The 20588-nt window shown below is 72.6% G+C and carries 10 protein-coding genes; 7 read left to right on the forward strand and 3 right to left on the reverse strand.

Features of this window, described 5'->3' with window-relative positions:
• Window positions 1–236: 236 nt before the first annotated feature.
• Window positions 237–602 carry a hypothetical protein gene (locus JYK02_RS27385; RefSeq protein ID WP_207055503.1) on the forward strand — a complete coding sequence of 122 codons (366 nt, stop codon included), beginning with the start codon at window positions 237–239 and terminating at the stop codon, window positions 600–602.
• A gap of 21 nt (window positions 603–623) precedes the next feature.
• Here JYK02_RS27385 and JYK02_RS27390 read toward each other — a convergent pair whose 3' ends face one another.
• Both JYK02_RS27390 and JYK02_RS27395 read right to left on the reverse strand, forming a co-directional pair.
• Window positions 624–4808 (reverse strand): AAA family ATPase, encoded by a 4185-nt coding sequence (locus tag JYK02_RS27390; protein WP_242589272.1) that lies wholly within the window; start codon window positions 4806–4808, stop codon window positions 624–626.
• Window positions 4809–5073: 265 nt separating this feature from the next.
• A complete protein-coding gene (locus JYK02_RS27395; RefSeq protein WP_207055504.1) occupies window positions 5074–6222 on the reverse strand; it encodes a hypothetical protein in 1149 nt (382 codons plus the stop codon).
• Window positions 6223–6571: 349 nt separating this feature from the next.
• On the opposite strand from JYK02_RS27395, the gene JYK02_RS27400 reads away from it, so the two are divergent.
• The 3 genes from JYK02_RS27400 to JYK02_RS27410 all read left to right on the forward strand — a co-directional run bounded on the left by JYK02_RS27400 (window position 6572) and on the right by JYK02_RS27410 (window position 9836).
• Entirely contained in the window at window positions 6572–8602 is a 2031-nt protein-coding gene (locus tag JYK02_RS27400; RefSeq protein WP_207055505.1) for a YgiQ family radical SAM protein, read from the forward strand.
• A gap of 89 nt (window positions 8603–8691) precedes the next feature.
• Window positions 8692–9192 (forward strand): hypothetical protein, encoded by a 501-nt coding sequence (locus JYK02_RS27405; RefSeq protein ID WP_207055506.1) that lies wholly within the window; start codon window positions 8692–8694, stop codon window positions 9190–9192.
• A gap of 191 nt (window positions 9193–9383) precedes the next feature.
• Entirely contained in the window at window positions 9384–9836 is a 453-nt protein-coding gene (locus JYK02_RS27410; RefSeq protein ID WP_207055507.1) for a hypothetical protein, read from the forward strand.
• 14 nt (window positions 9837–9850) lie between these two features.
• Here JYK02_RS27410 and JYK02_RS27415 read toward each other — a convergent pair whose 3' ends face one another.
• Window positions 9851–12850: an ATP-binding protein gene (locus JYK02_RS27415; protein ID WP_347402596.1), complete on the reverse strand. Its 3000-nt coding sequence runs from the start codon at window positions 12848–12850 to the stop codon at window positions 9851–9853.
• A gap of 237 nt (window positions 12851–13087) precedes the next feature.
• Here JYK02_RS27415 and JYK02_RS27420 point away from each other — a divergent pair, with 237 nt between their 5' ends.
• The 3 genes from JYK02_RS27420 (at window position 13088) to JYK02_RS27430 (ending at window position 20547) form a co-directional block, all read left to right on the forward strand.
• Window positions 13088–14059, forward strand: a complete 972-nt coding sequence (locus JYK02_RS27420; RefSeq protein WP_207055508.1) for a ChaN family lipoprotein — start codon at window positions 13088–13090, stop codon at window positions 14057–14059.
• 148 nt (window positions 14060–14207) lie between these two features.
• The gene (locus tag JYK02_RS27425) at window positions 14208–15389 is read left to right on the forward strand and encodes a hypothetical protein (protein WP_431603504.1); all 1182 of its coding nucleotides are present in this window, start codon (window positions 14208–14210) and stop codon (window positions 15387–15389) included.
• Between the two features lie 184 nt (window positions 15390–15573).
• A complete protein-coding gene (locus JYK02_RS27430; protein ID WP_347402597.1) occupies window positions 15574–20547 on the forward strand; it encodes a hypothetical protein in 4974 nt (1657 codons plus the stop codon).
• Window positions 20548–20588 lie beyond the last annotated feature (41 nt).

Here is a 20588-nt window from a genome sequence, read left to right on the forward strand (position 1 = left end):
TGCTTTCCTCCAAACGCGCCGGACAACAACGCCGGCCCCCTGGGTCTGCCCGCGCCCACCGGGTGGCCCGCACGACCCATGGGCTTGGGGAAATGCCCCCGGTGCCTCGCCTGCCTGGACGGAGAGTGATACATGATTCATCCCACCACCCTTTTCCACCGACACGCTTTGTGGTGTCCGGAAGCCAAGGATTTTCGCGTCCAGCGTTCTGACAGCGTGGGGGCGAAGGGTTAAGAATGGTCACCGTGAATCTGCATGCCTTCGGGGAGTTTGTTCGTAAGCATCGTCCGGCCCTGGAAGTCCGGGCCGCGAAGCTTTGCGCTGGGAGCGCGGTCGACTCCACGGAGCTGGTGGGCGAGACGCTGGAGCGCGCCCTGTCCGTGTTCGAGCGGCTCCAGGACCAGGACACCGCGTCCGTGACGCAGTGGCTCGATGGCGCCATGAGCCGTTGCTTCGCGCGGATGGGCGGACAGCTGCCGGACTCGCGCGCCGCGGCGCCGGATCTCCAGCAGACGTTCGACCTGCTGCGCGCGCGCTTCCGTGAGGTGTACGGGCAGCCGGCGTTCGGCAAGAGCGCGGGCGTCACCGGCTGGCGGATGTAACAAGTCCCCCGGTGCCCTGTTTCAGGGCGCCGGCGGGCGGTGGCCGGACAGCGTGTCCACGTAGGACGCGGCCACCCGCAGGAAGCGGCCCCCCCGCACGCCGGTGAGGTACTGGCGCTTCATGGCGCGGGTGGCCCCTACGTAGAACATCGCCCGGCGGATGCGTTCGTTCTCGCGGTCGTTGCGCTGGCGGGCGCCGGCCATCCACGCCTCGATGGAGTCCAGGGCCTCCAGGCCCGCGAAGAAGACGACGGGGCACTCGTGGCCCTTGCAGGAGAACACCGTGGTGGCGCGCACGTGATCCACGCCGCTCACCCGGAAGTCCGCCACGTCCCGGCCGCCCTTGCCGCCGTAGGCCTCCGCGGGCACGCCCGCCTTGCGCAGCGCGTCCGTGAACGAGGCGGGCATCACCGGCGCCACCACGAGGATGTCCCCCGGGTGGACGCCCTCCTCGCGCACGAGCCGGGCAATCTCCTTGGCCACCCAGCGCGCCTCGCTGGTGCTGGAGGCGAAGTCCTTCACCCCGGGCAGCACGCCGCCGCGCTCGGTGGACTGCACGCGGTAGAGCCCTTCCAGGGTCTCCTCCGGCAGCCACAGGAGCCGCTCGCGGGCCAGTTCCCCGGCCTTCATGTACTCGCGCATGCCGGGGTCGGTGACGCGGTGCTGGCGCAGCGGGTCCAGCACCACGTTGAAGGCCACGTCGAGGATGTCTCGCGTGGCGCGGAAGGTCTCCTTGAGCACGCGGGTGCGGCCGCGGAAGGACAGCCCTTCGGGGAGCTGCTCCTTCAGGTGGTCGATGGGCACCTGGCCGTAGACGTTCTGCGAGTCGTCCATGAACAACTGGAAGCAGCGTGACTCGCGGCCTTCCGCGTCCACGCGGGGACGCACCAGCGCGTGCAGGGACGCCAGGCCCCTGGCGTCCATGTCCTGCGCCTCGTCGACGAAGACGGCGTCGAAGGTGTGGGGCTCCAGGCGCCGGAGCGCGCCCACGTGCTTCACCGTCACCTGGGCCCTGAGCGGCCGCACCTGATCCGCGCCCGCGCGCACGGCGAGCGCCTCCAGCAGCAGCTTGTCCACGAGCGGCGCGAGCGAGCGGTTGTAGAAGGACACCAGCACCCGGGCGCGCGGGTTCTCCAAGAGGTAGCGCGCGGCCCAGTGCGCCAGGACGTACGTCTTCCCGCTGCCGGCCACGCCGCGCACCAGGTGGTGGCCGTCGTCGAAGCGGCGCTCGAAGAGGGACACCTGCTCCTGGGTGAAGAGGGGCCCCGTGTCCTTGCCGCCGGCGATTTCACCGCCCAGCCCCACGGGCACCAGCGGCGGCGGGGGTGGCGGCGGCGGACGCGGCTGGGTGGCCAGCAGCTCCAGCTTCGGCGGCGTGCCGGCGTGGACGCGCACGCGGGGGAGCAGCGACAGGAAGCGCGCGGGCACGGGGGAGGCGCGGGCCTCCGCGCGCGAGGCGAGCACCAGCAGGTATTCCTTCGCGCGGCTGGCGGCGACGTTGAGGATGGGCACCAGCGTGTGCGGCGGGAACGGCCGGCCGCCGGCGACCGTGTCCACCATCACCACGTCGTACTGGGTGCCCTGCTGGCGGTGGATGGTGGAGGCGCTGAACATGTCGTGGCGCAGGCCCGCCGCGTTGCCCAGCTTGCGCAGGAGCGCCGCCTGCGCGCGGTAGGGCGTCACGCACAGCACGGTGAGGCCCAGGCGCACGGCCTGGCGGGCCAGCGTCACGGCGAGCTCCGCGGACAGCTCGCGCTGGTAGCCGGAGCCCGTCTCGCCCCGGCCGTGCGTGAGGCGGCGGGTGTCGCGGCTCAGGCCGTCCAGCACCAGCCACATCGCGCGGGACGGGAAGGCGGGCACGGGCGGGGGCTTCTGGGCCCGGTCCTTCACGAGGTCGCCGTCCTCCAGCGCGCCGCCGTAGCAGAAGTGGCTGACCACCTTCGCGATGTCCGGGTGCATGCGGTGCTGGGTGCGCAGCAGCAGCACGTCCGGGCGCTCCGCGTCCTTCACCGCGTCCTCCAGGTGGGACAGGGCGCTGGCGCGAAGCCACGTCTGGGTGCCCTTCCCCGCCCCTTCCGCCGCGCGGCTCACGGGACCGATCTGCTTGGGGTCGCCCGCGAGCGTCACCTGCCGGGCCAGCGGGGCGAGCAGCCCCGTCGCGGCGCGCGTCACCATGCCGGCCTCGTCCACGACGAGCCGCTGGAAGGTCTCCTCGCCTTCGAGCTCCGACACGAGCCGCAGGGCGCGGTGCACGGTGAGCACCATGAGGGGGCTGTCGCCCTTCTCCGCTTCTTTCAGCGTGGGGTCCTTCACGCGGCCGCGCAGCGTGCGCAGCTCCGCCTGCATCCGGGCGAGCTCCGGCGCGGCGCCGCCCCGGGCGCGCTCCAGGGTGAGCTCGCGCTCACGCTCCTGGATGGTGTTGAGCAGCTTGCTCGTCTTGGTCTCTTCCAGCGCCACGGTGGGCAGCTTCGCGAGGGCCTCGCTGGCGCCGGTGCCGCCCCGGAAGATGCTGCGGGCCAGGGGACGCAGCGGGATGGGGTCGCGCTCCAGCAGGGCGCTGACGCGCATGACGAGCTCGTCCGCGGCTCGGTTGGTGGGGGCCACCGCGAGGATGCGCTCGTGGGGGTAGGCGCGCAGGGCGCGGGCGATGAGGTCCGCGACGGCGGTGGTTTTACCCGTGCCGGGCGGCCCCCAGATGCTGCCCCACGGCTGGCGCCACAGCCGGTCCACGGGGATGAGCTCCGCGTCTCGGGGCGAGGGCGTGGACGGAAGCAGCTCCCCCTTCGCGCGGGACAGCGCGGTGGTGAGGTCGGAGACGCGGTCCTCGTAGGCGGAGGCCGCGGCGCACAGGGCCTCGGCGAAGTCGTAGGGCCGGTAGCACCAGCGCTCGCAGGAGAGGACGCGCCGGTCCAGGTCCTCGCCGGAGTCGGAGGAGGCGAAGACGCGGCCGGATTCGAAGTCCAGGTGGACGATGTTGCCGGCGAACACGAGCTCCTCGCCCAGGAAGCCGAGCAGCGAGCCACCGGACCAGTCCGGATCCGCGGCGGGAACGGGCACGAGCCCCAGCACACCGGGCCCGGCCAGGCCCACCTCGCGGGCCTCCTGGAGCCGCTGCGCGCGGTACTGGCTGCGCTCGGCGATGAGCGCGTCGCGCAGGTCCTCGGGGAGATAGGTGGGAGCGACCCACTGTTCCCGGCGGCGCCCGGAGGACACGGCGGCCTGCATGGCCTCGCGCTCCGCGGGCGTGACGTCACCGGAGGCGGACACGTCGCGGGCCGGCGCCTCTTCGGGAGGACGCGCGTCGGCCGGGTCTTCCACGCGGATGAGGTTCGGAGCGGACGGCTTCGGCGTGGAGCGCGAAGGCCGCACGGGAAGGCGTGCGTCGGCTGCGTCGTCCACACGCAGGAGGTCCGGCGCGGGCTGCTTCGGTGTGGAGCGCGAAGGCTGCACGGGAGGCCGTGCGTTGGCCGCATCGTCCACACGCAGGAGGTCCGGCGTCGCAGGCGTGGGTGCGCGACCGGAAGCCTGCGCGGGAAGGCGTGCGTCGGCTGCGTCGTCCACACGCAGGAGGTCCGGCGTCGCAGGCGTGGGTGCGCGACCCGAGGCCTGAGGCCGTGCGTCGGCCGCGTCATCCTCACGGAGAAGGTCCGGCGTCGCAGGCCTGGGTACGCGACCCGAGGCCTGCGTGGGAGGCCGTGCGTCGGCTGCGTCGTCCTCACGCAGGAGGTCCGGCGTCGCAGGCTTGGGTGCGCAACCCGAGGCCTGCACGGCAGGCCGTGCGTCGGCCGTGTCGTCCTCACGGAGGAGGTCCGGCGTCGGAGGCTTGGATGCGCGACCCGAGGCCTGCACGGCAGGCCGTGCGTCGGCCGTGTCGTCCTCTCGGAGCGGATCCGTGCCTCTCGAAGGAGACAGCGGAGCAGCCTGGGCGGCGGACTCGACGGCCGTCCCCGCTTCGTCCGCGGGGACGGCGGGACGCGGGGGCACCGCGCGGTTCATGCGGTGGGAGGGCGGCGTGGACTTCAGCGCCGCGGAGTCCAGCTCGCGGAAGGTCAGCGTCTTCGGCCGGGATGTGCCCCTCGTCGCCTTGGGCGCGGGCGGTGCTTCCCCGAACTCAGACTCCGACTCCGCCGGAGGCCAGGACGAACGGACCCGGAGCACCGGCGCGGCCTGGACGTCGGTGTCGTACTCCACGCGGAGCACGGGCATGAGGTCATCCGGAGCACGCTCGTCCCTCGGCGCCTCCCCCTGACCTGACTCCTCGTCCGTCCTGCGCATCATACGGGGTGCTCGCGGCACGGCCCTTCCTCACCTCGGAAGTGGCGGTGCCGGGAAGCCGGCCAAGCTAGGGGAGGCGTCGATCCCCGTCAACGCACGCGCAGGCTCCCTCGCACGCCTGCACCAACGGTGAAGCCCGGGCCGCGCACACTCGCGGACCCGGGCCGTCATCCACCGCGGAACGTCCCCGCGCGGCCTACAGCAGCGGGCAGAGCAGCCCGCCGCCCGTGCCCGCCGGACACCCCGTGCCCTGGCAGTACGCGGGACCCACGCCCACGGAGAGGATGCCCTGGAGGCTGGGCACCTTCACCTTGCAGCTGCCCAGCGTCGCGTTCCCGGACGCGTCCTCCACCGAGTACACCACCGTGTACACACGGCCGTTGCCCAGCAGGCTGGACTCCGCGCGCAGCTGCGCGGACTTGCGGTCCGCGCTCAGCACGATGTCCCGGCACTTGAAGAGGGCCAGGCTGAACAGCGCGTCCTCGGACTCGTCCGACTCCACGCGCACGATGGTGCCCGCCTGCTGCAGGTCCAGCGTCCCGCCGCAGGTGTCCACCGCCGGCTGCGCGCAGTCCGCCAGCGTCACCGTCTTGTAGTCCGCGCCCAGCGTGCGCGGCAGCACCAGGTCCTTGCTCCCGCCCGCCACCGGCCCGGCCGCGTCCACCACCGTCACCGTCGCGGAGCACGAGGCCGAGTCCATCCCGTCCGATACCGTGAGCGTCACCGGCGTCGTGCCCACCGGGTACACACCCGCCGGGCTGAACGAACGGCTCAGGGGCTGCGGGAAGCCGTCCGGATCATACGAACCGTTGTCGATGGACGCCGACGCCCCGCACGACGCGTCCGCCACCACCGTCACGTCCTGGCACAGCGCCACCGGCGCCTGGTTCACCAGACAGCCACCGCCGGCCGCCAGCGCCACCGACCCGGTGTTGTTCTCCTCGCTGTCCTCCGGGAAGAAGTTCGTGTGGTCCGCCACCACGAACAGCCGCTGCGTGCCCTCCGGCACCTGCACCGGCACCTGGAACGCATAGCGCTCCTTGCCCACCAGCCAGGGCACGTTCACCGTCGCCAGCAGCGTGCCGCCCTGCGCCGGGTCTCCGGCGTAGATGCCCGCCACCGACGGGTCGATGCCCGTCGGCGCCTCGTTGACGACCGCCCCCGTCACCGTCGCCACCTGACCTTCGTCACACGTCACGCCCAGATCGGCCACCGCCAGGTCGATGCCCGTGTGCAACGCCGAGCGGGCCTCGCCCATGGACCCGCCCTCCTCCGCGACTTCGGCACCACAGCCCCCCAGCAGCAACAGGGAGGCGAACAGGGACAACGGACGGCGCAAGGACATGACTGTCTCCGAGACAGGGCGGTGCCAGGTGAGCGGGAAGGCGGAACCCGACGCCAGACAATGACAGCCAGGGCCCGTGAACAGTCTTTGCCACAAACGGAATTTTCTAGCAATACCGGCAAACTTGTACCCGGGTCCAGGTGTAGACAGACACCCCTTTGGAGCCCCAATGACCCGGTGTCTGTCTTTGCAAGGAGTCGAGAAACGGTGCACGGTCCGTCTGGGTTTGGAGGACCTGGCGGGTTGCCGCCCTCCCCGGGGGGCAGGGGGGCAGGCGGCCGTCGCAGTGGACAGCGCCCTCCCTGATGGGGTTGGTTGGGCCCTCCCCCGCTGTTGAGGGGAACACGCCATGGCCTCCATCCCCCCGCGCTACGCCCACCCGTTCCTACCCGTGACCCGCGCCGACATGCAGGCCCGGGGGTGGGAGCAATGCGACATCATCATCGTGAGCGGCGACGCCTACGTGGACCATCCGGCCTTCGGGCCGGTGCTCATCGCGCGCTTCCTGGAGGGGCGGGGCTTCAAGGTGGGGCTCATCCCCCAGCCGGACTGGCACTCGGCGGAGCCCTTCAAGGCGCTGGGGGCGCCGCGGCTCTTCTTCGGGGTGGCGGCGGGCAACCTGGACTCGATGCTCAACCGGCTGACGGCCCAGAAGAAGAACCGCTCGGAGGACCAGTACAGCCCGGGCGGGCGCACCAACTGCCGGCCGGACCGCGCGTCCATCGTCTACGCGCAGCGCTGCCGCGAGGCCTTCCCGGAGGTGCCCGTCGTCCTGGGCGGCATCGAGGCGAGCCTCCGGCGCATCGCGCACTTCGACTACTGGAGCGAGAAGGTGCGCCGCTCCATCCTCTTCGACGCCAAGGCGGACCTGCTGGTGTTCGGCATGGGCGAGCGGCCCATCTGGGAGATCGCCGACCGGCTCCACCGGGGCGAGCGCATCGGGGACCTGACGGACATCCGGGGCACCGCGCGGCTCATCAACGACGCGGCGATGAAGGCCCTGGAGGCGGACCCGGCGAAGCGCGCGGCGGACCGCGACAAGGTGGTGGTGCTGCCCTCCTACGAGGAGGTGGTGGCGGACACGCGCGCCTTCGCGGTGATGAGCCGGGACTTCCAGTTGGAGACCAATCCCGGCAACGCGCGCGCCATCGCGCAGCGCCACGGCAACCGCGCCATCCTCATGAACCCGCCCGCCCGGCCGCTGGAGGACGGCGCCGGACAGAAGCCCGGGGACACGGCCACGGTGGCCATGGATGAACTGTACGACCTCAAGTTCAACCGCGTGCCACACCCCATGTACAAGGAGCCCATCCCCGCCTACGAGACGGTGAAGCACTCGGTGGTGCTGATGCGCGGGTGCTTTGGCGGCTGCACCTTCTGCTCCATCACGGAGCACGAGGGGCGCGTCATCCAGAGCCGCTCCGCGCAGAGCGTGCTGCGCGAGGTGCGCGAGGTGCGGCGCATGGGGGACTTCCGGGGGACGATTACCGACCTGGGGGGCCCCACGGCGAACATGTACAAGCTCAAGTGCAAGAGCGAGGACATCGAGAGCCGCTGCCGCAAGCTGTCCTGCGTGCACCCGGGCGTGTGCGAGAACCTCCAGACGGACCACGGGCCGCTCATCTCGCTGATGAAGCAGGTGCGCGAGGAGCCGGGCATCAAGCACGTCTTCATCGCGAGCGGCGTGCGGTACGACCTGGCGGAGCGCTCGCCGGAGTACGTGAAGGAGTTGGCGGCGCACCACGTGGGCGGCCAGCTGTCCGTGGCGCCCGAGCACGTGTCGCCGCGCGTGCTGGAGAAGATGAAGAAGCCCGGCATCGAGAGCTTCGAGCGCTTCCAGCACATGTTCGCGTGCGCCAGCGAGGACGCGGGCAAGGAGCAGTACGACATCGCGTACTTCATCAGCGGCCACCCCGGCTCCACGCTGGAGGACATGGTGCTGCTGGCGCAGTGGCTGAAGGAGAAGGGCAAGCGCCCCCGCCAGGTGCAGGACTTCATCCCCACGCCCATGTCGGTGGCGACGGCCATGTACTACACGGGCCTGGACCCGCTGAAGATGGAGCCCGTGTACACGGCGAAGGGCCTGCGCGAGAAGCGGCTGCAGAAGGCGCTCCTGCTCTACTGGAACCCGGAGCACTGGCCGCTGGCGCGTGAAGCGCTGCGGCTCGCGGGCCGGGAGGACCTCATCGGCCGGGGACCGAACGCGCTGGTGCCGCCGGAGTCCGCCGCGGAGGCCTCGCGCAACCTGCGCCGCGCGGCGGAGAGCACGGAGCCCGAGGAGCGGCTCGCGACGAACGCGTGGCCCCGTCCGGTGCAGCCGCGTCCGTCGGGCGCTCGCAGTGGGGGGCGCACGCCGCGTCCGGGGCCTCGCGGGCGGTAGGGGGACCCCGGCTTTCGTTCCGGGGCCGGGCTCGGGTATAGGGTGCGCCGCCTTTCTTCATGCGGCCACACCGCCGGAGCCACACCGCCATGCCCAGGACTTCCCAGGAGCAGTCGCAGGAGCGTCACGCGTTCCTGCTCGACCTCTTCCGCACCCAGCCTGACCTGAGCCGCCAGGACGCCCTGGAGAGCTTCAAGGACCGCTTCGGCGCGACCATCAACCTGCGCACGTTCAACGAGCTGCGCGACCAGGCGAAGAAGGAGCTGGCCTCGCAGCCCGCCGCTCCGGTTTCCGCCCCCAAGGAGGAGCAGGACGTGGACGTGCAGGACGAGCGGTCCGAGGTGACGTCGGAGGACGCGGGGACGCTGCTGAAGGCCGCGGCGGCGCCGGAGCTGCACAGCGGCGCGGCGCCCGCGAAGAAGCCGAAGGCGAAGGGCCCGGGCTCGCGCAACGTGTTCGTGGACGCGTCCGCGGAGCAGCTCCAGTTCCTGGAGCGCGTGATTGGCCAGCTCCAGGAGGCCGGCGCCGCCAACGTGCGCATCGACCACGCCACCGACCGGTGGATGGTGCTGGTGGTGGACTCCAAGTAGTCCTTCCGGCAGCCGTTGCCTGACACAGGGCCCGCCTCCCCCACCTGGGGAGCGCGGGCCTTGTCGCATCTGGAACAACGCAAAGGCAGCCCACAACCAGTAATCCAGGACTAGATTGACAGGACGTAAAAAGATTATTACCCCTATGTGCCGTGGACGCGCCCCTGCGTCCCCGCACCTGGAGAAAACCGATGACCCGTTCGATTCCCGCGCTGGCGCTGGCTGGGCTGCTGTTCGGCTGTGGTGGGATGCCCGAGGAGGCGGAGTCCACGCTCGTGTCCGAGGCCCAGAGCCCGGACGTCGCGCCGCCGGAGGCGTCGGCGGGAGAGGTCTCCGCGAGCCAGATCACGACGGTGACCATCGCGGGCTCGTCGGTGCGGTACAACTCGGACACCGACAACTTCGTGGTCTCGGACACCGCGGCGGACGGCCACTCCGCGGTGGCGCACATCTATAACTACAACACGGGCAACTACACGATGTGTTGGAACAGCCAGGGCGCGGGGACGACCCGGACGTGTGACCGCAGCTTCGCGAACGGCATCAACATCGCGTTCCGCGCCTGCACGGGTGAGGCCGGCCCCGGCACGCTCGTCGCCTGTTCGGTGTGGGTGCGCGTCGGCACCTCCGGCTTCGCGAAGTAGCCGCGACCGGGGCTTCAGTCCGGGCCTGCCAGGGGCAGTGTCACCGTGAAGGTGGCGCCGCCCCCTGGCGTCTCCGAAACGCCGACACCGCCGCCGTGGGCCTCCACCACCCTGCGGGCAATCCACAGCCCCAGGCCCAGGCCTCCGAAGTTGCGCACGGACACGGCGCGCTCGAAGCGCTCCCAGATGCGCTCGCGGTCCTCCGGGCGCACGCCCATGCCGTGGTCCACCACCGTCAGGCGCGCATGCGGGCCGTCCTGCTCCACGTGCACTTGCACCGGCTTGCCCGGCGCGTACTTCAGCGCGTTGGACAGCAGGCTGCGCACCACCTGCGCCATGCGCTCCCGGTCCAGGCGGACCGGCACCGGCCCGTCGCTCCGCAGCGTCAGGGCACACCCCGCGCGCGTCAGGTCCTCCTGCTGACGGGCCACGACGTCCTTCACCAGCGCGGCGAGGTCCGCGTCCTCCAGCGTCAGGTGCGGAGGCCCCGCGGTGAGCTGCGACACGTCCAGCAGCGTCTCCACGATGGTGACCAGCCGCTGCACCTGCCGCCGGGTATCGAGGAAGCGCTCGCGCAGTTCGGCCCGCACGCCCGCGTCCAGGCCGCGCTCCAGCCGCTCCAGCTGGAGCCGGAAGGCCGCCAGGGGCGTCTTCAATTCGTGGCTCGCGACGGACAGGAAGTCGTCCCGCGCGCGGACCGCCTCCTGCAACGCCACCTCCCGCGCCTCCAGCGCCGCCACGTCCCGGCGCACCCGCGCCATCTCCAGTTGCGTGCGCACCCGCGCGGACAGCTCACGCGCGGAGAAGGGCTTCACCAGGTAGTCATCCGCGCCCGCCTCCAGCCCCTCCACCGACGCCTCCTCCCCGGCCCGCGCCGACAGCAGGATGAAGGGGATGGCCCGCAGCCGGGGGTCCGCGCGCAGCTCCCGCAGCAGCCCGAACCCGCCCAGGCGCGGCATCATCACGTCGCTCACGACGAGGTCGGGGGGCCGCTCGCGGATGGCCTGGAGCGCGGCCATGCCGTCCTCCGCCGTCTCCACCGTCACCACCCCGGCCAGCAGTCCGGTGATGTACGTGCGCAGGTCCGCGTTGTCGTCCACCACCAGCACCCGCGCGGAGGCATCCGGCGGCAGCGGCAGCGGCGGCGCGCCCCGCGGGACGTGCGCTCCCGACTCCGGCGCGACGGGCGTGCGCAGCCACCCGCGGATCTCCTCCACGAAGGGCGAGGCGCCCTCGCCGCTGGAGCGGAGGACCTCCTTGCCCTCGGGGGCCAGCTGTTCGCGCGGCAGGTGCTGGTTGCCCAGCGGCACCTCGACCTGGAACGTCGTCCCCGTGCCGGGCTCGCTCGTCACGCCCACGGAGCCACCGTGCAGCTTCGTCAGCTCCTGCACGAGGCTCAGGCCGATGCCGCTGCCCTCGTGGCTGCGCGAGCGGGCGTTCTCCACGCGGTGGAAGCGCTCGAAGATGTGCGGCAGCTCCGTGGCGGGGATGCCCGTGCCGGTGTCCCGGACCGTCAGCCTCGCGTGTCCCTCCACCTGGCGCAGCTGGACGTGGACGCCGCCCTCGAAGGTGAACTTCATCGCGTTGGAGAGCAGGTTGAAGACAACCTTCTCCCACATCTCGCGGTCCACCCAGACGGACTCCGGCAGGGGCGCCAGGTCGGCCGTGAGGACCAGCCCGGCGCGCTTCGCGATGGACTCGAAGTGGCTCACCAGCTCCGCGGTGAAGGCGGACAGGTCCGTGGGCTGGAAGACCGCGTGCACGCGCCCGGCCTCCGTGCGGGTGAAGTCGAGCAGCGTGTTGACCAGCTTGAGCAGACGGCTGGCGTTGCGCTGGACCAGGACCAGCCGCTCCGCCTGCCGCGGCCCCAGCGGCTCCGCCGCGTCCGTCAGCGCGTCCTCCACGGGTCCAATCATCAACGTCAGCGGCGTGCGGAACTCATGGCTCACGTTGCTGAAGAAGGCCGTCTTGGCGCGGTCCAGCGCGGCGAGCCTCTCCATCCGCTCGCGCGCCTCCTGCTGCGCGCGGGCGCTGGAGGCGGCGGTGGCCAGCGCCCCCGCGACCAGCTCGATGAAGCCCAGGTATTCGCCCGCCAGCGAGAACAGGGGGCTCAGGCCCACGACCAGGAAGCCCAGGGTGCGGTCCCCTTCCGCGTGCAACAGCGGCAGCACCAGCGCCGGCCGGGGCGCGCTCCCGGGCTCCGGAGCCGCGTCGAGCCACCCGTTCACGTCGTCCACCCGGACCGGCTGCCGCGTGCGGGCCACGCGCGCGAGGAGTCCTTCCGCGCGCAGGTCCAGGTGCGCGGGCACCGCCGCGCTCCGGGCGCCCATGCCGGTGGAGCCCACCCGCGAGGCCCGCTCGCCCTCCGCGTCCGTCACGTAGAGCCAGGTGAAGGGCAGGTCCGAGCCGTTCTCCGACAGGGCGCTCAGGCCCGCGAGGCAGGCGGCCTCCACGGAGAGGGCGCCGCTGGCGCGCTCGGACAGGCGCTGCAGCGTGCGCAGGCGGCGCTGGCCCAGCACCTGCCCCGTCGTCTCCATGGCCGGCGTGTAGAAGCCCACGACCGCGCCCCGGTCATCCAGCACCGGCGTGTAGGAGAAGGTGAAGTAGGCCTCCTCCGCGAAGCCGTTGCGCACGATGGGCAGCGGCTGGCTCTCCGCCCAGCTCGCCTGCTTCGTGCGCTCCAGCTCGTCGAACATGGGGCGCAGGTCCGGCCACAGCTCCGGGAAGACGTCGCGCAGCGGCGCCAGCGCGTGGTGCGGGTGCTTGGCGCCCATGATGGGGATGCCCGCGTCGTTGTAGAGCTGCACGCGCTCCGGGCCCCAGTAGATGAACATGGGGAAGCGCGTCGTCAGACACATGCCCAGCACGGTGCGCAGGCTCTGCGGCCAGCCCTCCATGGGGCCCAGCGGGGTCGAGCTCCAGTCACGCTCCAGGATGATGCGCCCCATCTCGCTGCCGCCGCGCAGCGAGGCAAGCCAGCCATCCCCGGACGGCGAAGGGGCGGCGGCGTCCACCGGCCCCGCGCTCTTCTGTTCGTTCGTCGGACGGGTCAGGGCGGGCTCGGAAGGGTGCGGGACGGGGTGACGGGAGGACCTGGAGAGGACGTATCGGGCAGGCCCCCGGGCTTCAACGCCGGAGTCAGCCGACGGGGCCCTTTCGTCGCCTACCGAGCAGGGCTTTTCAGCGGGTTTCCCACCACTCGCCCGCCGCCTCCCCTGGAAGCAGGCGGACAGGCCGGGTGAGATGCGGGGATGACGCGATTCCCCCTCCTCCTCGTCCTCGCGCTGACCCCGGGCTGCGCCAGCCGGCAGCAGCCCTCCCCCACTCCCTCGCGCGAGTGGGCCACGACGCTGCACCGGGAGCACCCGCTGGTGGGCCGCGTCTGGGACGTGGCGGCGGGCCGCTTCGTGGACGAGAGCGCCCTGCGCGCGGCGGTTGTGCCCGCGCGCTTCGTGCTCATTGGCGAGCGGCATGACCACCCGGACCACCACCGGCTCCAGGCGGAGCTGGTGCGCGCGAAGACGGCCGCGGGCCAGCACCCCGCGCTCGCCTTCGAGATGCTGGACGTCACCCAGCAGCCCGCCGTGGACGCGGCGCTGAAGGCCCGGCCGGAGGACGTGGAGGGACTGGCGAAGGCGGTGGACTGGGCGAACAGCGGCTGGCCCGCCTTCAGCCTCTACGCCCCCGTGTTCAGCGCGGGCCTCCAGGCGCACCTGCCCATCGTCGCCGCCAACCTGCCCCGCGCGCGGGTGCGGGAATTGGTGATGAAGGGCCCGGAGGCGCTGCCCTCCGATTTGCGCTCGCGGCTGGGATTGGACGCGCCCGTGCCGGAAGCGGAGGCGAAGGCGGTCCGCGAGGAATTGGACCGCTCGCACTGCGGACAGCTGCCGCAGGAGATGCTGGAGCCCATGGCGCTGGCCCAGCGCGCGCGCGACGCGATGATGGCGGACCGGCTGTTGGAGACCGTGACCGCGGACGGCGCGGTGCTCATCACCGGCAACGGCCACGTCCGCGAGGACCGCGCCGTCCCCGCGCACCTGGAGCGCCGCGTGAAGGACGCCCCCGTGCTGAGCGTGGCGCTGCTGGAGGTGTCGCCAGAGGCGCTGAAGCCCCAGGACTACGCGGACGCGGGCGCCCTGCCCTACGACTACGTCTGGTTTACGCCCGCGATGCCAGAGGACGACCCCTGCAAGGCCTTGAGGGAACGGAACAAGAAGCCCTAGCCCGCCAATGTCTTGCCTTCTCAGGCCATGAGATGGCTTCGCAATGACAATGCAATGTCAGTCCTTGATGGTAGGTAGAACGGCAGCAGTCGCCGGAAAGGCTGTTCCCCCCGGGCAGCCTCGAACCCTACATCTTGAGAGAATGACAATGACGACTCGAAGCCTCGGGTTTCGTGCGTGGCGTTGGAGCGCCGTACTGGGCATGGCGTTGACGGGCTGTGACGTGGAGCCGCAGGAGGAGTCCGCCGGCAAGGAGGAATTGCAGGCGCTGCAGCAGCAGGCGCAAGCCCTCACCCCACCGACGGGGTGTACCGAAATCACGATGAACGAGCTGGCGAACGGCATCCAGCTGACGCCGGTGAAGTATGGCGCTCAGCCGACCTACCAGGGCACGTTCAGCCCCTTCGGGGACCCGGCGGTGGCGGACAGCGCGCTCATCCGCCTGGACGTGAACACGGCGCCGGGCCTGCATGACCTGGCGGCGGGCGGCGCGAACCTCTTCACCTGCGAGCAGTGCGTCTACGGCTACCAGGACGCGGGGACGACGGCCCAGAAGCTGTTCGTCGCGGACTCTGGTTCGCTGCTGCTGGCCATCAAGCTGTCGCCGCAGCAGACGGTGGGCGCGCTGGCCAACGTGACGCTGCGCGAGTCGGTGACGGCGCCGCCGCTGAGCGCCCCCTACCGCGGCAGCGCGGTGGTCCCGGGCGGGGCTTGCAAGTGGATCCGCTACGCGACCTGGAACACCGTGCGCTCGCTGGGCTGCGATCCGCGCCAGGGCTCGCTGACGGCGAACCTGCCGGGTTACACCTGCGTGGCGGACAACTACTTCGCGGATGACGGCACGCTGGAGAAGTCGCAGGGGACGAAGACGCAGGGCGCGGCGTGCACGGCCACGCCGGGCCCGGAGGCCAGCCACCCGGTGACGACGGACTGCGCGCAGGGCTTCGCGTGCACGGACCTGCTCTCGGACAACGCGCAGTGCCTCAAGACGTGCGACCCGATGGCGGCGGTCCCCGGCTGCCCCGGCGGCACCGTCTGCGGCGTGTACGGCCTGTGCATCGAGCAGTCCGTGCTGGAGCCCCTCGGCTTCGCGTTCGACACCGCGCTGATTGGGGAGACGTGCAGCGCGGGCTTCACCGAGTTCTGCGGCGTCGAGGGTGCGCGCGGCGTCTGCGCGGACCTGACGGGTTCGGGCCAGGCCACCTGCCTGCGCTACGCGCGCGCCCGGTCGGACTGCGGCGCGGGCGAGGAGCTGGGCTACGTCAACTACCCGCTCTCCGGTGGCGGCTACGACCGCGGCAGCGGCTTCTGCTACCACGACGGTCTGTAAGGACGTGACACGGGGCCCGGCCGTGGAAGGCCATGGCCGGGCCGCCGTGAGGTGACAGTGTCACCAGGGACCGCGTTCCGGAGGTGGGGGGCCCTGTATGCTGGTGTCCATGCTCTGCCCTGCCTGTGCGGAACCGCGCGCGACCGACTCCGGGCCCCTGTGCCCGGAGTGCGGCGCGGCCCTCGTGCCCGCGACCGGGCCGCACCTGGATGACTTCGTGTTGGCGCGGATGCGGCAACGGCTGGAGCGCTGGCGCTTCGATGGGCTGCTGGACCCCACCACGGCGGACCGGCTGGAGGCCTCGCTGCTGGCGCCCGTCGGCACGGTCGTGACGGCTCCGGAGCTGCCCGAAAAGATGGCGCCGGTCGTGGTTCCGGAGACACCGCCCGTCGACCCCGCGGCTCGCGTGGAGGCCTGGGCGGATGACGTCGCGCACTCGCTCCGGCGCGCGGGCGGGTGGCGTCCGGGATGGCTTGCGTCGCTCGCGCACTCGTTGGACGAGACGGCCCGGGCGGAGCGGGAAGAGGCGGCACGGCGGCGGGCGGCGGTCCTGGACGGGGACGGGTCCTCCAGCGAGGAGGACCTGGGCTCGGCGCTGGGCTCCGGGCAGGCGCTGTTCGCGCGCGGGCACCTGGATTCGATGGGGGGCGGCGGACTGGAGGCGGTGCTCGCGCTGGATGAGGGCGACAACCCTCCCCGCCTTCATGAGTACATCTGGTGGTTCCTGGGCGCGGTGCTGGTGCTGGGCGGCTCGCTCATGGGGGTCCGCGAGGCGTGGCGGGCGCTCGGCGGGGTGCCCCGGCAGTTGATCGTCACGGGCGCGCTGCTGGGCTACCACGCGGCCTTCATCGGGCTGGGCACGTTCCTGGCGCGGCGGTCGCGGTCGGCGGGACGCGTGCTCGCGAGCATCGGCCTGGCCCTGCTGCCCGTGGTGTTCATCGCGCTGTCGGCCCTGGTGGCGCTGGCTCCCGGGATGGGCGTTCCCACGGCGCTGGGCGTCGCCGCGGTCGCGCTGCTTCCATTGAGGGCCGCTGGACGGCTGTGGCACGGGACGTCCGCGACGACCCTGGCGGTGGCGCTGTTCCCCTCGCTCCTGGCGGGGCTTCCGCTGATGGGCTGGGACGACGCGCCGTGGTTGAGGGTGTCGTGCGCGTTCGCGGGCGTGGTGGCGCTGGGGGCTTCGGCGTGGCGGGCGCGGGCGGCGGACGCGGGCAGGGCTTCGTTCGTGGGCGTGGGCGCCGCGCTCTACGGCGCGCTGTGGCTGGCGGTCTTCTGCGTGGCGAGCGGCCCTTCCGGGTTCGATGCGCTGGAGCCGGGGAGCCCCCTGTTCGCGGGCCTCGTGCTCTGGGCGGTGGCGATGGGCGCGGTGGTGGCGGTGGCCTCGTCCTCGGAGGCCGTCCGGGCGGCGTACCCGCGCGCGTCCGCGGTGGTGGAGACGCTGGCGCACGCGGTGGTCGCCAGCGGTGCGCTCGCGGGAGCGCTGGGCGCGTTCTCGACCTTCCCGGGCGAGCAGCCCTGGGTGGACACGGCGTCCGCGTGCGCGCCCGTGCTGGCCGCGCTCGTCTTCTTCCTGCTGGAGTTCCGTCGGCGGGCGCTGGTGCATCCGGCCGTCATGGCCGCGCTGCTCGCGGGGGCTTTGGTCGCGCACGTCCAGGCGCCCGATGCGCCGGCGTGGTGGTGCTTCGGCGTCGCCGTGGTGGCGTCCGCGCTGCTGCTCCTGGCGCGGGTGACGACCTCCGGCGGCCTGCGCAACCGGATGCTCGCCTGGGGCGTCGTCGCCTCCCTGGCGACGATGCCTGCCTTCCCGGTGCTGGCATGGACGCAGGGGACGGACCTGCCCTGGCCCCGGGCCTTCACGGGCGCGGTCATCGCGGTCGCGGCCCACCTCGCGGGGCGGTGGAGGTGGCGGGGCCTGCACTACCTGGGCGGCGTCGCGCTGCTCTTCGGTGCGCTCGCGGCCGTGGACGCGACACCGTGGCTTGCGTCCAGCGCGGCGAGCCTCGCCGTCTTCGCGCTCGCGGCGGTGCTGTATGGACTGGGTGGCCTGGCGCAGTCCGCGTGGGTGGAGCGCCAGGGCCTGCGGGATGCGTTCCGGCCGCTGGAGGACCTGTCGCTGGGCATCGCCGTGCTCGGCGTGGTGAGGGCGCTGGGCGTCGCGCCTGTGCTTCCGGATGCGCTTGTGTCCTTCGCGGGAGCGCATGCGGCGCTGCTCGCGTGCTTGCCCATGGCGGTGATGACGGGCGTGCTGCTGCTCCGCGTCCGGCGCGAGGGCAGCCGGCTCGTGAGCTTCCTGGCGGCCACGGGGCTCGCGATGACGGTGTCCCAGGCCCTGGGCACGGTGTCCGACTTCGCCTCGGCGCGGGCCGCCCTCGTGGCCTCGGTGCTGGGCTTCGGGTTCGCGCTCCTCGCCTTGCTTCGCGGCCGTGACTTCGAACGGGTGAAGGGCCGGAAGCTGCTGGACGTCATCCCCCTGCCCTTCGGCGCGAAGGGACAACCGCTCTTCACGGATGGCTTCGCGGGCGCGGCGCTCGTGCAGGCCCTCTTCACCGTCGTCACGCTCCTCAACTGGACCACCCTGCCCACCAGCGCCGAGCGGCCCGTGGCCCTGCTCGCCGGAGCCCTGCTCACGGCCGGCGCGCTGCTGGCGTTCGTGTCGCGCGGCTTCGTGGCGTTCGACCTGCGGGGCTCGGTGGCGACGCTCGCCGCGGGCGGTGGGTTCATCGCGCTCACCGCCATCGTCAATCGCGCGGGCCGGCCGCTCCCGCCCGACGTGAGCGCATGGCGCCTGCCGCTCATTGGCATCGCGCTGTGGGCGCTGGCGTTGGTGCTGCGGCGTGAGGGGCCCTGGGTGGGCGAGCGCCTGGAGAAGCCACGGCACGGGCCGCTGTACCACGCGGTGCCGCACCTGGGCGTGGCCGTGCTGGCGGTGGTGCTGCTGCGCTCCGCCGTCGTCGTGGGCCTGCCGGATGTTTCACGCGCGCTGGGGCTGGTGCCGCCGCTCCTGGTGCTGGGACCCGCGCTGCTGACGGTCCTGCTCGCGGCCTCGTTCCGCTCTCGCTCCCTGGCGCACCTGGGCCTGCTGCTGGGGCTTCCTGGCGCCGCGCTCTGGGCCGCGCAGCAGTCGCTGCTCGGAGGCCCGCTGGTGGCCTTGGTGCCGCCCAACGGGCAATGGATCCGCGCCACGGCGGAGCACCTGATCAGCCCCGCGTTGAGCTGGCGGAACCCGGCCGCCTGGATGCCGCCGGACAGCACTCGCTTCCTGCTGTGGCAGCGTGCGTTCGCGGGCATCGCTGCCGCCGGGCTCGCCTACGCCGGGTTCGCGGTCGTGGTGGCCCGCGTGGAAGCGGGACGCGCGTTCTTCCGGCGGCTGCTGTCCCTGGGGACCGATGACCGTCCGGGGCCCTTCCTCCAGGCCCTGCGACGCGAAACCCTCACGGCCGTGGTGCTTGTGGTGGCGGCGGCCTTCTTCCAGCCCGGCCTGACCGCGGCGGCGCTCGTCATCGCCACCGGTGCCGTGCTGTTCGTGGGCGGCGCTCGCGGGCCCGGGCGCGGCGTGGTGGGCATGGGCCTGATGCTGCTTGTCCATGCCCAGGCGCACCTGGCGACCAGCGTCGAAGCCTGGCCGGGGCCCACGCTCGCGCTGCTGGGGCTCGCGGTGGTGGTCGTCGCGCCTTGGCTCGCGAAGCGGCGAGGCCTGGACGAGGGCCGGGCGCGGCTGCGTGCCCATCAGGCCGTGGTGCCCTATTTCATCGCGGCGACGGTGTATGCGCTGGCCGTGACGCGAGACACGTCATCGACGTTCGCCGTCCCCGTCCTCGTGTGGCGGATGCTGGAGGGGCTGGGCGGGTCGTGGATGGTCTCCACCGCGTTCCCGCTGACGCTCGGGCTCCTGGCGGCGGCGCTCCTCGTCGCGGCGTTCCAGTGGCGCGGGGCGCTCGCCGGGTTCATCGCGGGGCTCGGGACGATGGTGGCCGGCGGGGCCGTGGTCGCCACGGGGATGGTGTTCCTGTCGCGCGGCATGGGCTCGCGGGCGCCGGCGTACCTGGACCTCTTCGCGGTGTCCGGAGCCATGCTGGCGCTGGCCGCCGCGGGGAGCGCGCTGGTGCTCCATGCGGGCCGCCGCGCGATGGCGCGCCGCCGCGGCGACGTCGCGGGGGGCATGGGCTGGGGCCGCGACCTGTGGCTGGTGGCGAGCGCGGTGCTGCTCGCGGCCGTCGCCGTCGGAGGCCGGGCCTCGGAGGACGTCCTGCCCGTGGCGCTCGGGGCCATCGGGCTGGCGGTGGGCGTGGCCCTGCATGCCGCGTGGCGCGAGCACACCGGCCGCCACGTCTACTTCGTGCAGGTCGCGGCGGTGGGCGTCTACGCGCTGGTGCGCGGGCTGTACGCGCAGGGCCTGCGCCCCGAGCATGACGCCCTGTTCGCGCTGTCGCTGGGCTTCGTCCTCGTGGGCGTGACGGTGCTGGCGCGCAGGGCGGGCGTGCGCCCCGTGGAGCAGGCGACCCGGCGGTTCGCGGCGCTGCTGCCCATCGCGGTGGCGCTGGTCCTCCCGGGCGACGCGACGGGCGAGGCCGCCCTGTTCGCGGGAGGCTCCGGCCTGCTGTACGCGGCGCTGGGCGCGGTGGAGCGCAGCCGGATGTTCGGCGCGTTCGCCGCGGCCGCGTGCAACCTGGCGCTGCTGCTCGCCGCGCTCGCGTACGGCCTGGAGGGGCTGGAGGTGTACCTGGCGCCGCTGGGGCTGCTGCTCCTGATGATGGGACAGCTCTTCACGTCCAGCCTCCCGCACGCGGCGCGCAACGCGGTGCGCATCCTGGGCGGGCTGCTGCTGTACGTGCCCGCGGCGGCGAAGCTGGCGGCCCGCATGGGCGAGTCCGCGGACGGCACGTATGCGATTGTCTTCGGCGCCGTCTGTCTTCTGGGCGTGGCGGTGGGAATGGCCCTGCGGATCCGCGCCTACCTGGCGCTGGGGACGCTGTTCCTGCTCCTGGACGTGGTGGCCAACCTGCTGGACGCGGGGCTGCGGGACCACCGCATCGGGTTCCTGGTGATGACCCTGGCGGGCCTGAGCATCGTCACCGGCCGCGTGATGGCGACCCTCAAGCGGCAGGAGTGGGAGCTGCTGCTGCGGCGGGTGCGCGTCCAACTGCGTGGGTGGGACTGAGGGACGGGCGGATTCCGTGCATCGATTTGCGCCTCGGGGGC

The organism is Corallococcus macrosporus (assembly GCF_017302985.1).
Classification (GTDB): domain Bacteria; phylum Myxococcota; class Myxococcia; order Myxococcales; family Myxococcaceae; genus Corallococcus; species Corallococcus macrosporus_A.

Coding starts and splice junctions, on each gene's coding strand:
- JYK02_RS27385 (WP_207055503.1), top strand. CDS start 237: ATGGTCACCGTGAATCTGCATGCCTTCGGGGAGTTTGTTCGTAAGCAT.
- JYK02_RS27405 (WP_207055506.1), top strand. CDS start 8,692: ATGCCCAGGACTTCCCAGGAGCAGTCGCAGGAGCGTCACGCGTTCCTG.
- JYK02_RS27395 (WP_207055504.1), bottom strand. CDS start 6,222: ATGTCCTTGCGCCGTCCGTTGTCCCTGTTCGCCTCCCTGTTGCTGCTG.
- JYK02_RS27390 (WP_242589272.1), bottom strand. CDS start 4,808: ATGCCCGTGCTCCGCGTGGAGTACGACACCGACGTCCAGGCCGCGCCG.
- JYK02_RS27425 (WP_431603504.1), top strand. CDS start 14,208: ATGACGACTCGAAGCCTCGGGTTTCGTGCGTGGCGTTGGAGCGCCGTA.
- JYK02_RS27410 (WP_207055507.1), top strand. CDS start 9,384: ATGACCCGTTCGATTCCCGCGCTGGCGCTGGCTGGGCTGCTGTTCGGC.
- JYK02_RS27420 (WP_207055508.1), top strand. CDS start 13,088: ATGACGCGATTCCCCCTCCTCCTCGTCCTCGCGCTGACCCCGGGCTGC.
- JYK02_RS27400 (WP_207055505.1), top strand. CDS start 6,572: ATGGCCTCCATCCCCCCGCGCTACGCCCACCCGTTCCTACCCGTGACC.